This window comes from Novosphingobium terrae, assembly GCF_017163935.1.
Taxonomy (GTDB): Bacteria; Pseudomonadota; Alphaproteobacteria; order Sphingomonadales; family Sphingomonadaceae; genus Novosphingobium; species Novosphingobium terrae.
In genome coordinates this window covers 2720765-2735033 of sequence record NZ_JABVZR010000001.1, presented here as the reverse complement: position 1 = coordinate 2735033, position 14269 = coordinate 2720765, and the positions used below count along the sequence as shown (strand labels likewise).

Here is a 14269-nt window from a genome sequence, read left to right as displayed (position 1 = left end):
GATGCTTACTCCCTGAAGACACAGGGGAGCGGATCAGCGACCGTGGAAAATCCTCGTCATGCCTTCTCCGGCAGCCACCGCGACCAGGATCATCACCATGATCGCCGCAGCCAGTGCGAAGATTTGCAGCAGACGTGGAATAATGTCCGGTTGAGCCGGGTCCGTTCCCATCCAGGCCGGTTGCGGAGCCTTCCGCGTTTCACCGGGTGCCGTGGCGGCATCGGCGAAACTGAGCAAGGGCCCCTCTGGCGAGGCAGGGCCAGTAAGCGGATTGTTGTGATCTTGCGCCAGCATGAGCGGTTCATATACGAGCCGTTCGGGTATGGCAGGCGGGGCCATATTGCTGAAATCGCCGGATTCGTCTGCACTCTCTGTGGTGGGCTGCATATCCCGCGCGCCGTCCCCAAGCGCATGATATGCCAGCGATTCAGGTATGCCCTTGAGTTTCGCATAGAGGATGGCCGCCTCATGCCGGGTTGCCGCGCCCAGACGCTGGCGCGCGCTGTCCAGCCGCTGGTTGACCGTATGGGGGGAAATCCCCAGCTCCAGCGCGATCTGCTTCGAGGTCAAATGATGCAGCACGAGTTCCAGGCACTCGCATTGCTTGGCCGTCAGGCTGTCGAGACTGATCCTGTCGTTCATGGCCGTATGGTTCATGGCGAGCGGTCCTCCGGCATCATGCTGCTCAGACCGCGCTGCGGCCCCTCACCACAACCTTAACGCATATGTCGGACCAGCGGCACCCCCCATCAGAGCCGATATGGATTTGGTATGACTGAAGCTGCGCCTGAGCGTTTTGGCCCGCGATCAGGCCTGAGCCTGCGCGTTGTTTGCGGCATCCAGCTTCTCGACCTCTTCGCGCACAACGTCGATGGCCGCGGCGACATGGGCCGCGGCAATATGCATGTCCGATTGGTCGAGATGGGCAAGAACCCATTCCAGCATATCCAGCGCAACAAAGGGCAATCGGTCTCTCCTGATACACCATATATTAGGGTTTTTCGAGAGGGGTGACAAGTTGCATCATATCATCTGCGCTGCTTTGATTCGTTTATCGTAATGCGATGAATCGTGATTCTATTCATTTTGGTAAAATCATGTCTGCTTCGGCTCTGATATCTGTCGAAATATTGCTCCGGATTTATGCGTAGAATGCTGTTGCAAGAGATCGCCGCGCATATGTCCGCGATTGGGACGGCTCATGCGGTCCGTCGCAAATTGTCGCAAAGCCACTAGGCGCGGCGATGTAAATCGTTACAACTGTTTGAATGGGTGGGGGCATCCATACATTTTAGACTTTTTGATCCGGGCATGGTCGCGCCCGGGGGGGACTGTATGGCTGTGGCTGCTGGTTTTTCAGCATGGTTGGGTTTTGCACTGTTGACGCCTGCAGGAACGGCTCCGGAGGTGGCGCAAGTAACGCCGCCGACGAATGCCGCGCCTGCGGCCTCTGCCCAGATGCCGTCTTGCGGCGCAACCTGCACGGAAAGCGGGGAAACGGACGCGCAGACAACGCCCGCAACGCAGCCGGCCACGCCCGCGCCCTCCGCGTCGTCCCCCGGCATGTTCGATGACGACGATCTTTACGACATGCTGCCGCCTCCGCCGCCGACCCTGCCCGAAGTGCAGAAGCAGGATGTGCAGGATGAAACCACGGATATTCTGGTCTCAGGCCACCGCCATGTGCGTTACGATCCGCTGGAAAAGGTGAACAAGGTCTCCTTCGATGCGGTGCAGGCCGTGGATCGCGCGGTGGTCTCGCCGCTGGCCAACACTTACGAACGCATCATTCCCGAGCCCGCGCGTGACGGCATCCACAATATGGTCCACAATCTGCGCGAGCCCTATATCGCCATCAACTTCCTGCTCCAGCACCGCGTGGGCAAGAGCGTGGAGACCGTCGGGCGCCTGATCATCAACTCCACCATCGGGGTGGCTGGCCTGTTCGATATCGCCAAGCGCAAGCCCTTCCATCTGCCGCGTCGTCCCAACGGCTTTGCTGACACCATGGCCTTCTATGGCGTGAGGTCGGGGCCCTATCTCTTCCTGCCGCTGGTGGGGCCGACCACCATTCGCGATCTGCTGGGCAACACGCTGGACCGGCTGGTCATCCCGCTTTCGATCGGCCGGGTGGCGCGCAATCCGCTCTATGGCGCGCCGCTGGTGGTCTTCGGCGCCATGGACCGCCGCCTGAAGAACAATGGCCGGATCGAGGGCGCCCGCAAGGCCGCCGATCCCTATGCCGCCATGCGCGAGGATTACATGCTGCGCCGCCGCCTTGAGATCGAGGGCCTGCATTACCACCGCCCCCGCAAGGACAAGCCCGCCAAGCTGCCGCCCCGCGTCAGCGAGGTGAAACCGGCGGAAGGAGCGGCGCCCACGCCGTCCTAAGTCGCTTGCCAAGGCCGGATAAGTGGTGAACATGCCCGGCATGGATGAGGCATATGACGGACAGGAACGCCGCAGGCTGGATGCGACCCAGAACGCGGATCTGCTGCACACCACCGTGGCGCGCGATCTGGGCATCGCCATTGTGCAGGGCCGCTATGCTCCCGGCGAGATGCTGCCCAGTGAGCTGACCGCGATCCAGTCGCTCAAGATCTCGCGCCCCGCCTATCGCGAGGCGATCCGCATGCTGGCGGCGAAGAATCTGGTCGAGATCCGGCCCAAATCCGGCACCCGCGTGCTGCCCCGCCGCCAGTGGAACCTGCTGGACCCCGATGTGCTGGGCTGGGTGCTGAAGAATGCGCCCACGGACACCTTCCTCACCGCCCTGTTCGATGTGCGCATGATTGTCGAGCCTGCCGCTGCGGCTCTGGCGGCCCAGCGCCGAACGCAGGCTCATCTGGAGCAGATGGCCGATGCTCTGGATGTGATGGGGCGCCATCAGCATGACAGTCCCGAGGGGCAGGCGGCTGATGAGCTGTTCCACCAGATCCTGCTCGATGCGGCGGACAATGAAATCCTCTCGCAGCTTGCCTCGCTGATCGGCGCCTCGGTGAGCTACATCGCCGAGTTCAAGCGCGACCGCCATGTGCGCCGCGATCCCAAGCCGGATCATGATGCCTTGTTCCGTGCCATCGCGGCGCGGCGCAGCGAGGCGGCGCGGTCGATCGTTCTGAACCTGATCGAGCATGCTCGGGAGGATACCGAGGATCTGTTCGACGGGGGGGAACGGTAGAAGGAAAGAGGGCATGCGAGGGTGTTACACCCTCGCGCTCCCATTCATGTCTACGTTGCGCTTCGGGTTCGGCCATAGAGTAAATTTGCAGCGCCGATGGTATAAAACGGTGGTGTTGTGTTGGTGGTTTTAAAGCCTGCGGCGCTTGTTGTTTGTGATATGCCCGGCTTGGACCAGTGGAGGGTGGCATGGAGTCTCAAGCATTGTTGATAGGGGGAGTGATCTCTCTTTCCGGTTTGGCCATGCTGGCGTTCTCCCGGAAGCAGCGTCTGGCTGCGGTTCTGCGAAAGGCGCAGCTCGCGGCAGGAGAGTCCGAGGCCTATTTCGAGGAAGGCCGCTCCATCCAGACTTATCCTACCTCCGCATGGAGGCTGAGAGGGGTTTTGCTGACCTTCATCGGCATCATCATGCTGATCTTCGCATATGTCCGCTGACCCGCACATGACGCAGGCAAAGAGGTAAGGCGCCACGATGCGGCACCACTGCCCATGCGCCGGAAGACGTCATGGGAGCGCGAGGGGGTAACCCCCTCGCATCGATCTTCCATCCTGAACTCCCGAACAAAAAATCCCGCCCACATCACAAGGATGCAGGCGGGCAGGGAGGAACCGAACCAAACTCAGAAGTTCGAGCGGATACCGATCGACACCACGCGTCCCAGCGGGTTGGCGCTGTTCGAATCGTAGCCCACGGCGCCATTGTTGGCGGCCTGGTTCACGAAGGGCGGGTTCTTGTCGAAGAGGTTGGTGGCATCGACATAGACATTGGCCTTTTTCAGCGCCCCGAAGTCCTTCAGCGTGTAGGACACATGCAGATCGACGGTGGTGAAGGCGGATACATGATCGCCGCCGCCGATGGGCACGCCTGCAGCATTGCGCACGATGGGGTTCATCACGCCCGATCCCCACCACATGTAGGGGCCCTCGTAATTGACGCCCAGCACGGCGTTGAAGGCGCCCTTGTCATAGCCGATGTTGGCCCGGCCTTCGGTCTTGAGCGAGGGGAAGGTGGTGTTGAAGCCTGCCGTGCCCAGCACGCTGAAATGCGTGCCGTCGGTGCCGAACCACTGCTCGAACTTGGTCTTGCGGGTGAAGGAGCCATCGAGGGTGAAGTTACCGATGCCGGTGTTGAAGTGGTACATCGCCTCGAAATCGATGCCTGCCACATTGAGGTTCAGCACGTTGTTCTGGGTGTAGTTGTAGATGTAATAGACCGCGCTGGGCGTGGCGCCTGACTGGGGCAAGGCGCCCTGTGCCGCCGCGATCTGTGCCGAAGTGGCGCCGCCCGGATAGAGCGTCAGCAGATTGGAGAGGCTGGCCGCGCCAAAGGCATAGGCGCTGGTGGGCGAGGTGATGCCGTTGCGCAGCGCGTCGCTCCAATAGGTCATGCTGATGCGCAGGCCGGGCACCTGCACGGGTGTGAAGTCGAAACCGACGCTCCAGTCGGTGCCGGTCTGGGGCTTCAGCTTGGCGTTGCCGCCCTGAATTTCCGCGCCGAAGACATTGTTGAGATTGCAGGTGGTGGCATTGCACACAGCGCCGGGAATGGCCGAGGCACTGGGATAGAGCGAGAGCGGCACATTGCTGAGGCCACCCGCCACGCCGGTGCCGGCCTGATAGGAGAACACCGACTCGCCCGTCTGGCCCGAGGAATTGGCGCCGATGCTCATCAGCGAAGGCGCCACGAAGGAGCGCGACCAGTTGGCGCGGAACTTGATGCCGCGCACCGGCTCGAAATTGGCGCCGACCTTGGGGTTGGTGGTGGTGCCGAAATCGCTGTAATGATCGAAGCGGCCCGAGACATTGACGGCCAGCGACTTGACGAAGCTGTCCTTCACCAGCGGCAGATACAGCTCGCCATAGGCCGACTGCACATTGCGCCCATATTTCAGCGGGATGTAGACCGAGGAGGTGCTGGCCCCGCCAAGGCCGTTGAGCGCGGTGTGCGACTGGTCGATGCCATAGCCCAGCAGCTCGCCGCCCACGGCCAGCTTCACCGCGCCGCCCGGCAGGTTGAAGAGGTCGCCGCTGATCTTGGCATAGGCGTTCCGCACGGTCTGCACGGTGTTGTAGAAGGTGGTGCTGTCAGTCAGTGCGGCCAGCGTGGCGGCGGAGGTGCGCCCGTTGAAGGGATCGAAGGCATTGGCCGTGGTCAGCAGCTGCGAGACCGACTGGTTGTTGCCGTTGATCGAGGCTGAGGTGTAGCCATTGACCGCCAGATTGAACGTGCCCGAATTGATCGTGCCTGCCGAGATCAGCTGAGAGCGGTCCCGCCCGATCAGCCCGCCGACATTGATCGACCACACAGGGGTCAGATCATAGGTCGCGTCGAGATGGGCGTAGAAGTCCTCCGCCGTGCCGGTGCTGGTGGCGCCTTTGCCGAAGAGGGCATTGCCGTCGAAATTCACCACCGCCGATGTGGCGCCGCTGCCGGTGAAGAAGGGGTTGATCGAGGAGCCGGCAGGCGGGGTGGAGCCCAGGCCATAGATCGTCGCCGTGGCGCTGCCGCGTGAGATGTTCTGCACATCCTTGCGATAGGCATAGTCGAAATCGGCGGTGATATGCAGCTTGTCGCCCACATCCTGACGGAATTGCAGATAGGCGGTGTGGCGCACCTCGCTGGGCAGCAGATCCCATGCGGTGGGCGAGCAATTGGTGCCGGTGATGCCCGTGGCGCTGGGGGTCAGCGTGCCGCATTTGTTGGTGGACTGGTTGGTGCCGCCATAGGGCGTGAGGTTCAGGCTGCTGGAATAGGGCCGCGCCGATGCGGCCAGATTGGACCTTTGCGAAAAGCTGTAGGCCGCCAGAATTGAACCCGTATCCCACGTCTTGCCCCACATCGCGGCGGCGCTGTTGGTGTGATAGGAGCTGCCGAAGCCATGCTGGGCATCGACCTCGAAACCGTTGAAATTCTTGCGGGTGATGAAGTTGATCACGCCCGCGACCGCATCCGAACCATAGACCGAGGAGGCGCCGTCAGCCAGCACCTCGACGCGCTCCAGCGCGATGGTGGGGATGATGTTGGGATCGGCCAGCGCATGGTTCACGCCCGAGGTCGGCAGGCGATGACCGTTCATCAACACCAGCGTGGAGTTGGAGGCCGAAGCACCCAGCCCGTGGATCGTGGGTGCATTGGTGCCCGAGCCGTCCGCCGAGCCCGAGCTGCCCTGACTGGGCGCCTGCAGGCCGGTGACGGCGGGCACGGATTTCAGAATTTGCTGCACCGATTGCGCGGCGGTGTTCTCGATCTGGGCATGGCCCAGCGTGGTCAGCGCCGAGCCGACCGGGGCCACGCCCTTCAGGCTGGAACCGGTGACGATGATGTCCTTGTCGCCCTGTGTGGTGGGGGCGCCCGTCGCTGCCTGATCCGCCGGGGCGGATTGAGCCATGGCGATGGCAGGGGTGATGAAAATCGCTGCGCTTGCAGACGCGAGCCAAAACGCACGGCGTGCCGGCATTGTCCTCTCCATATGTATTTGTTCTTGTCTGACCAGAATTGCGATTCGAGCGGATAATGTCAACATCATTGCCACTCTGTTGCGGATGAATCTCAAAATGTGGCCGGTTTGCCACGGTATTCTGGCGGATCAGGGCGATCACGAGATTTCTGAAAATCCATCTTGCCGGACAAGATGCGGTGAGGCAGGATACAGGGAATCGCGGCAAAACAGGCATGAAGCCGGATGCCGCGCAGCCGGATGGCGGCGCGAAAGAGGATGATATGGGCGCGAAATTTCTCAGATGGGCGGCATGTCTGGCCATGGTGGCGGCGAGTTCCTCGGCGCTGCTGCATGCCCAGCCATCGGTGCCTGCTCCGGCCGCTTCGCCTCAGGCGTCAGCTGCGGGCGATGCCGATGGCCAGTTTGTCGAAACCACCTGCAGCACCTGCCACCCCATCGCTCAGGTGAGGGCCAAGCATAAAAGCGCCGCCGACTGGGCGACCACCGTCGACAAGATGATCGGCCTTGGTGCGCAAATTACCTCCGAGGAGGATCGCGACAGGATCATCGCCTGGCTCGCGGCGCATCAAGGGGCCTGATAACAGATTTGATCGGACACAAGCAGAATGACCAAGGTAATCCACGTTCTGAACGGCCCCAACCTCGGGCTGCTCGGCGTTCGTCAGCCCGAACTTTATGGCACCGCTACGCTGGCCGATGTCGAGCAGGAATGCCGCGCCATCGCCGAGGCCGCCGGGTTCGAAATCCTCTTCCGCCAGACCGATGCCGAACATGAGATGGTGCATTTCATCCATGACGCGCGCGTGGGCGCGGCGGGCATCGTCATCAATCCGGCCGCCTTTTGCTATGCGGGCTATCCGGTGCTGGATGCGCTGAAAATGTGCGACTGCCCGATCGTGGAGGTGCACATCACCAACATCCACAACCGCGAGGCCGAGTGGCGCTCCAAATCGATCCTCACGCAGGGCGTGACGGGGATGATCAGCGGGCTTGGCATCGATGTCTATGGGCTGGGCGTGCGCCATATCATGCGCGCACGGGCAGGGCGGTGAACGGCCCGATGCCCGTGTCGGATCAGGCCTTGCGGCAGAGGCCGACGCGGGCGCGTCTGGCGGTGCTGGCGCTGGTGACGGCGGCCACGGTGCTCAACTACCTCGACCGCAGCGTGATGAGCGTGGCGGCCAAGCCGATGAGCGGCGAGCTGCATCTCTCCCCCGCCATGCTGGGCATCATCTTTTCCGCCTTTTCATGGACCTATGCGGCGGCGCAGATCCCGGGCGGATTGCTGCTCGACAGGCTGGGCACGCGGATCACCTATGCCTGCTCGCTCACCCTGTGGTCGGCGTTTACGCTGCTGCATGGCTTTGCGGGCAGCATCGGCACGCTGATCGGGCTGCGCTTCGGCCTCGGTCTGGCCGAGGCGCCCTGCTATCCCTGCAACAGCCGCATTCTGGCCTCATGGTTCCCGCAGGGCGAGCGGGCACGGGCGACGGGCGTCTATTCCATCGGGCAGTATTTCGGGCTGGCGTTTCTCAGCCCGCTGCTGTTCTGGATCGTGGGCAACTGGGGCTGGCGCAGCCTGTTTTTGCTGGTGGGCGGCATCGGGATTGCCTTTGGGCTGGCGTGGTATGGCGTTTATCGCGATCCTTTGAATAGCACCCGGGTCAATCAGGCTGAACTCGCGCATATCGCGGCGGGCGGCGGCCTGAATGCCAAGCCCGCGCCGCCTTTCTCATGGGGCCGGATGCTGCGCCTGCTGGGCAAGCGGCAAATTCTGGGCGCTTCGCTGGGGCAGTTCTGCAGCAATTCGGCGCTGGTCTTCCTCATCACCTGGTTCCCGACCTATCTCTCCACCGAGCGGCATCTCGACTTCATCAAATCGGGCTTTTACGTGGCGCTGCCCTATGTGGCGGCCTCGGCGGGGGTGCTGTCGGGCGGGTTGGTGTCAGACTGGCTGGTGCGCCGCACCGGATCGGCCAGCATCGGGCGCAAGGGGCCGGTGGTGGCGGGGCTGCTGCTGATCTCTACCATTCTGTCGCTGGGTTTTATCCGCGACAACAATGTGCTGATCGCGGTGATGTCCGTGGCGGCCTTCGGGCAGGGCATCTGCAATCTGGGCTGGACGCTGATTTCCGACGTCGCGCCCGAGGGCGAGATCGGTCTCACCAGCGGGCTGTTCAACCTTTGCACCAACATCGCCGGGATCGTCACGCCGATGGTGATCGGCTTTGTGGTGCAGGCCAGCGGGTCTTTTCACGGGGCACTGGCCTATATTGGCACCGTGGCCCTGCTGGGGGTGGCATCTTACCTGTTTATCATCGGCGATGTGCATCGCCTGCCCGCAGAGGGCTGATTTTCAAAACAAAACGAAGGGCGAGAGGATGAAACTGATCTTGCGAAGCGGTGTCAGCGCGATGCTGATGGCGGTAGCAACCGCCGGGATGGCCGCTCCGGATGCGGACTGGCAGCGCCCCAATGGCGACGGTGCGGCGACGCGCTTCTCCACCGCCAGCGAAATCACCCCCGCCAATGTCGCGCATCTGCAGCAGGCGTGGGTCTTCCATATGAAGCCCAATGCCGCCGCGCCCGTCGCCGGACCCAGTGCCGCTGACAAAGCGCAGGCCGCCGCCGAGCAGGCCGGCCCTCCCGCCGGAGCGCCAGCGGGCGCCCCCCGCCGCTTCCCCAATTTCTTTGGCAATGGACGCTTCAGCGCTTCGGAAACCGCGCCGCTGGTAATCGATGGGGTGATGTATGTCGCCACGCCCTACAACCAGCTTGTGGCGCTGAACGCTGCCACCGGCGAGAAAATCTGGGCCCATGATCTGCCCAAGGGCGCGCAGCCTGCGAGGCGCGGCATGGATTACTGGCCCGGTGAAAACGGCAAGGGCGCCGCGCTGTTGTTCGGTGCCACCGATGGGCGGCTCTATTCCTTCAACCTTGCCGATGGCCAGCCCAGCGCGGGCTTTGGTGAGAATGGCTCGATCAACCTCAAGACGCCCGAGGTGATGGTTACGGGGATGACAAAGCCCTATTCCATGACCTCGCCGCCGCAGGTCTGGGGGAATCTGGTCATCACCGGCGCGGCGGTGGGTGAGGCCATCGGCGGCGCGGTGGGCGATGTGCGCGCCTGGGATGTGAGGACCGGAAAGCTGGTCTGGACTTTCCACTCCGTGCCGCATCAGGGCGAGCCCAACACCGGCACATGGGCGGGCGACAGCGGCAACAACCGCTCTGGCGTGAACGTCTGGGGCATGATGAGCGTCGATGCCAGGCGCGGCATCGTCTATCTGCCCTTTGGCGCGCCTGCCGACGACCGGGTGGGCGTCGATAGGCCCGGCAACAATCTCTACAGCACCTCGGTCGTTGCGGTGGAGGCGGCGACGGGGCGTTACCTCTGGCATTTCCAGATCGTGCATCACGACATCTGGGACAATGATGCCGAAACTCCGCCCACGCTCTTCGATGTGAGGAAGGGTGGCAAACTGATCCCGGCGGTGGGCATCCTTTCGAAAAACCAGATGCTGTTCATTCTCGACCGCGTGACGGGCAAGCCGATTTACGGCGTCGAGGAAAGGCCCGTGCCCAAGAGCGATGTGCCGGGTGAGGTGACCTCTCCCACCCAGCCTTTCCCGGTGGCCCCGGGGCCGCTGGCGCAAATGTCGCTGACATCGGATGGCCTTTCGAAGATCACGCCGGAACATGAAGCCTTCTGCCGCAAGCTGGTGGATGACAATAAGATGGCGCTGGGCGGCCCCTACAACCCGCCGACCTTCAACCGCCCGATGGTCTATATGCCCGGCACGATCGGCGCGCTGTTTGGCGGTAGTTTCGACCCTGTGCGCGGGCTGTATCTCATCAACATCTCGCCGCTGGGGCAGATTCAGGAGATCGTTCCCAACGGCAGCGGCGGTTACGCCAATCAGGGCGAGCTGAACGGGCGCTTCTGGGACCCATCGAACCGCATGCTTTGCCAGAGCGGATCATGGGGCGATCTGGTGGCGGTGGACGTCAACACCGGTAAGGTGGCGTGGCGCAGCCGCCTTGGCGTGACCGACAGTCTGCCCGCCGACAAGCAGTTGACCGGCCGCCCCTCGGCCGGCGGACCGACCAGCACGGCAGGCGGTGTTACCTTTATCGGCGGCACCGACGATGCCCGTTTCCGCGCCTTCGACACCAGAACCGGCAAGGAATTGTGGAGCGAAAAGCTCCCCGCCGCCGCCCATGCCGCGCCTGTCAGCTACAGTGTGAAGGGCAAGCAATATGTCGCGATTGTCGCCACGGGCGGCAGCTTTCTGGGCACGCCGGTCACCAGCGATAGCCTGATCGTCTACAGCCTGAAGTGAGGGGAAGCCTTATGAAGACACTCATCAGCGCCCTGCTGCTTGGGGCTTGTGCCACCGCCGCTTCGGCCCAGACGGGCAATCCGGGCGGGCCGATCAACGATCATCTGGGCGACTACGATTACGGCGTGTGCCGGGGCGTCGATCCGGTGTGCTATCACGATTGGGCGCGCGCGCCGGTCAAGCAGTATCGCGTGCTGCTCTACACCCATACCGCCGGGCCGCGTCATGCCAATCTGGGCACGCCTCTGGCGCCGGGGCTGAACCCGGCGCTGGCCGAGAACAATGTGGTGCAGCGCGAAATGCTGCGCATCGCCGGGGAGAACGGCTGGGCCATCGATTACACCGAAGACCCGTCGCAGATGGCCAATCTCAGCGGCTACAATGCGGTGATCTTCATCTCCACCTCGCGTGAGGCGCTGGACGACACCGGCAAAACTGCGCTGCGCCAGTATATACGCGCGGGCGGTGGCTTTGTGGCGATCCACAACGCGTTCGGCACGCTCTACAACTGGCCGTGGTATGAGGGCTTACTGGGCAACGCCAATTTCTACGATCATGGCCCGGCGCGCCCTGCCGATGTCGTGGTGGTGGATGGCAAGAATGCCGCCACCAAGGGCCTGCCTGCGCGCTGGCGCTTCCATGACGAATGGTACAATCTGGTGCCGTTCCCCACGAAGGTCCGCTTTCTGGCGACGGTCGATGAAAAGTCATGGGGCGCCGGGGATGTGAGGGCCGAGCCGCTGCCCATCGGCGCGCCCAATGGCCCGCGCCCGGCCAATCTGCCGCCTCTGTCGCGTTATCCTTCGGTGGTGGGGCGCAGCCCGGGGCATGGCAGCTTCCACCCGGTGGCGTGGTGCCAGTATTACGATGGCGGCAAGGTCTTTGCCACCACCTTGGGCCATGACGCCAAGGCCTTCGAAAAGGATGGCGAGCCGGGCGCGAGCCAGTTCCAGTCGCTGATCGTGGGCGGCATCAAATCGGTGATGGGCGCCGAGCCCTTCTGCCGCTGAAGAGGATTTTGCATGCTGAAGTTTGTTGTGCCGGTTCTGGCATTGGGGGCGATGGCGTCCGGCGCTCAGGCGGCGGGGGATGCGAAGGCCGGGGCGGCGCTGGTCAAGGCGCGCTGCCAGATGTGCCATGTGCTGGCCAAGGGGCAGAAGCCCACACCGATGGCGCCCAATCTGAGCGGCGTGGTGGGTCGCAAGGCGGGTTCGAGCGATTATGCGCAATATTCCGCGGCTTTGAAGGGCGCCAACATCACCTGGACGCCCGCCAGACTGGATGCCTTCCTTCAGGCCCCCGGCAAACTGGTGCCCGGCACGAAAATGGTGATTGCCGTGCCCGATGCCGCCCAGCGCGCCGATGTGATCGCCTTTCTGGTGAGCAACAAATAGCGTGAGTGTCGGACGGGGGCTGGCGGCTGCGCTGTTGATGGGGCTGGCAGGATCCGCCCCGGCGGCAGAGCCTGCAACGGTCACGCTGGAAAGGCTCGATTGCGGCACGGTCTTTGTGCCCGATCTGGATTTCCTGTCCGACAGTTTCCGCTTTTCCGGCCAGTCGCGCATGGTGGCGGTCAGTTGCTATCTTATCCGGGAGGGCGCGCGCTGGTTCCTGTGGGACACCGGCCTGCCGCTCTCGCGGCTGGGCGCGGGCAAACTCAGCGTGGGCGGAGGCAAGGCGCAGTTGAGGCGCTCGCTGATCGATCAACTCAAGGATCGCGGTATCGATCCGCACACGATCACGCTGGTCGGGCTGAGCCATGACCATTCCGACCATAGCGGGCAGGCGGCCAGCTTCCCATGGGCCACGCTGATGATCGGGGCGGAGGATATGGCGGTGGTGCGAGGTACAGGCGCGGCCTTCAATCTCGATCGCGCGGAGTTCGCGCCTTGGACCCAGGGCGGCGGCAAGGTGGATGAAGTGACCGGCGATCGCGACGTGTTCGGCGATGGCAAGGTGATCATGCTGGCCACGCCGGGCCATACGCCGGGCCATCATTCCTTGCTGGTGAGGCTTGCGAGTGGCCCGGTGATCCTGACCGGCGACCTCTGGCATTTCCGTGAACAGCGCGAGGTCCATGGCGTGCCCAAAATCAACACCAGCCGGGCCGAGACGCTGGCCTCGATGGACCGCATCGAACAGGTCGCGGCGAACCTGCATGCGCGCATGGTGATCGGCCATGAGATGCGCGATGTTGATGAAGCTGCTCCCGGCACGCCGTAATGTACGAAATGGTATAATGTCTTGAATTGCCCCCCGGGCGGTTCTATCGTGCCGTCACAAGGATCGGCCACAAGAGCCGGTCTTATACAATGGGGGATGCGATGCGCTCGTGGTCAACGACGTCGCAGGATGGTGCCAACCGGCTGGGTTACTGGCGGGATGCCATTTGCGAGGCTATCTTCGAACTCGATTTCGCCAGCGCCGATGAAAAGATCGAGGCGCGTATGCGCCAGCATGATCTGGGCCCGTTGCAGCTGAGCGATATTTCCATCGGTAGCGCGCATAGCGTCACGCGCTCTTCCCGCGCGGCTTCTCGTGAACGCCAGCCGCATCTCAACCTCAACTGGGTGCGCGGCGGGGCGTGGCAGGTGGAGCATTACGGGCGGCTGATCGATCTGGCGCAGGGCGATATGGTGCTGCTCGACAACCGCCAGCCCTACAGCGTCACTGCGCGGCAGGGCAGCCTGCATATGGTGGCGCGCCTGCCCATCGAATGGATCAAATGCTGGCTCCCCACGCCAGAGGCCGCCGTGGCCCGCCCGGTGCGCGCGGGCGATCCGTGGCATGGCGCGCTGGTCGCCACTTTGGGCGAGGCGATGCGCGACGAGCGTGACGATACGACATGGCGCAAGCTCTGCACCCAGCAGATCGGCGGCGCTCTGGCGCTGACTCTGGGGGCGAGCGAGAGCCGCCTTTCCAACCATACACGCCAGCTGTTCCGCCGCATCCAGACCGCCATTCAGGAGCGCTTTTTCGAGCATGATCTCGATGCCGCGATGATCGCCGCCACGGTGGCGATTTCTCCGCGCTATCTGCACAAGATTCTGGCGCAGGAGGGCACGACCTATGTGCAGGAGCTGTTCTCCGTCAGGCTGCATCACGCGCGTGATCTGCTGAGCGATCCGCGCTTTGCGGGTCTCTCGATTTCGGAGATCGGCTGGCGTTCGGGCTTTTGCGATCCCAGCCATTTCTCGCGCCGTTTCAAGGCGCAGTTCGGCCAGACGCCGGGCCAGTGGCGGGGGCATGACCGGGCGCATTAAGGGCCTTTTGCATTCTGGCAGA

14 protein-coding genes are annotated in these 14269 nt (G+C 63.2%); 11 read left to right on the top strand and 3 right to left on the bottom strand.

The window, feature by feature from the left end; genetic code table 11:
- Positions 1-33: 33 nt before the first annotated feature.
- Both HGK27_RS12270 and HGK27_RS12265 read right to left on the bottom strand, forming a co-directional pair.
- Positions 34-657: a helix-turn-helix domain-containing protein gene (locus HGK27_RS12270; RefSeq protein ID WP_206240894.1), complete on the bottom strand. Its 624-nt coding sequence runs from the start codon at positions 655-657 to the stop codon at positions 34-36.
- A 150-nt stretch (positions 658-807) separates the two neighbouring features.
- Entirely contained in the window at positions 808-966 is a 159-nt protein-coding gene (locus HGK27_RS12265) for a hypothetical protein (protein ID WP_206240892.1), read from the bottom strand.
- A 369-nt stretch (positions 967-1335) separates the two neighbouring features.
- On the opposite strand from HGK27_RS12265, the gene HGK27_RS12260 reads away from it, so the two are divergent.
- From HGK27_RS12260 to HGK27_RS12250, 3 genes are all read left to right on the top strand, one after another.
- Positions 1336-2391 carry an MlaA family lipoprotein gene (locus tag HGK27_RS12260; protein WP_206240891.1) on the top strand — a complete coding sequence of 352 codons (1056 nt, stop codon included), beginning with the start codon at positions 1336-1338 and terminating at the stop codon, positions 2389-2391.
- 40 nt (positions 2392-2431) lie between these two features.
- On the top strand, positions 2432-3181 hold the full coding sequence (locus HGK27_RS12255) for a FadR/GntR family transcriptional regulator (RefSeq protein WP_206240890.1): 750 nt from the start codon (positions 2432-2434) through the stop codon (positions 3179-3181).
- A 188-nt stretch (positions 3182-3369) separates the two neighbouring features.
- On the top strand, positions 3370-3615 hold the full coding sequence (locus HGK27_RS12250) for a hypothetical protein (protein WP_206240889.1): 246 nt from the start codon (positions 3370-3372) through the stop codon (positions 3613-3615).
- Positions 3616-3800: 185 nt separating this feature from the next.
- On the opposite strand, the gene HGK27_RS12245 is transcribed toward HGK27_RS12250, so the two are convergent.
- Entirely contained in the window at positions 3801-6638 is a 2838-nt protein-coding gene (locus HGK27_RS12245) for a TonB-dependent receptor domain-containing protein (RefSeq protein ID WP_206240888.1), read from the bottom strand.
- Between the two features lie 215 nt (positions 6639-6853).
- Between HGK27_RS12245 and HGK27_RS12240 the strand changes: the two genes are divergently transcribed.
- The 8 genes from HGK27_RS12240 to HGK27_RS12205 all read left to right on the top strand — a co-directional run bounded on the left by HGK27_RS12240 (position 6854) and on the right by HGK27_RS12205 (position 14247).
- On the top strand, positions 6854-7219 hold the full coding sequence (locus HGK27_RS12240; RefSeq protein WP_206240887.1) for a hypothetical protein: 366 nt from the start codon (positions 6854-6856) through the stop codon (positions 7217-7219).
- A 27-nt stretch (positions 7220-7246) separates the two neighbouring features.
- The gene (locus HGK27_RS12235) at positions 7247-7693 is read left to right on the top strand and encodes a type II 3-dehydroquinate dehydratase (RefSeq protein ID WP_206240885.1); all 447 of its coding nucleotides are present in this window, start codon (positions 7247-7249) and stop codon (positions 7691-7693) included.
- Between the two features lie 8 nt (positions 7694-7701).
- Positions 7702-8994, top strand: coding sequence for an MFS transporter (locus tag HGK27_RS12230; RefSeq protein WP_206240883.1), 1293 nt, complete (start codon positions 7702-7704; stop codon positions 8992-8994).
- A gap of 28 nt (positions 8995-9022) precedes the next feature.
- Complete coding sequence (locus HGK27_RS12225) at positions 9023-10984, top strand: outer membrane protein assembly factor BamB family protein (RefSeq protein WP_206240881.1); 1962 nt, start codon at positions 9023-9025, stop codon at positions 10982-10984.
- A gap of 11 nt (positions 10985-10995) precedes the next feature.
- Positions 10996-11994, top strand: coding sequence for a ThuA domain-containing protein (locus HGK27_RS12220; protein ID WP_206240880.1), 999 nt, complete (start codon positions 10996-10998; stop codon positions 11992-11994).
- Positions 11995-12006: 12 nt separating this feature from the next.
- Complete coding sequence (locus tag HGK27_RS12215; protein ID WP_206240879.1) at positions 12007-12378, top strand: c-type cytochrome; 372 nt, start codon at positions 12007-12009, stop codon at positions 12376-12378.
- Between the two features lies 1 nt (position 12379).
- Positions 12380-13207 (top strand): N-acyl homoserine lactonase family protein, encoded by an 828-nt coding sequence (locus tag HGK27_RS12210; RefSeq protein ID WP_241127089.1) that lies wholly within the window; start codon positions 12380-12382, stop codon positions 13205-13207.
- A gap of 101 nt (positions 13208-13308) precedes the next feature.
- Complete coding sequence (locus tag HGK27_RS12205) at positions 13309-14247, top strand: helix-turn-helix domain-containing protein (protein WP_206240878.1); 939 nt, start codon at positions 13309-13311, stop codon at positions 14245-14247.
- Positions 14248-14269 lie beyond the last annotated feature (22 nt).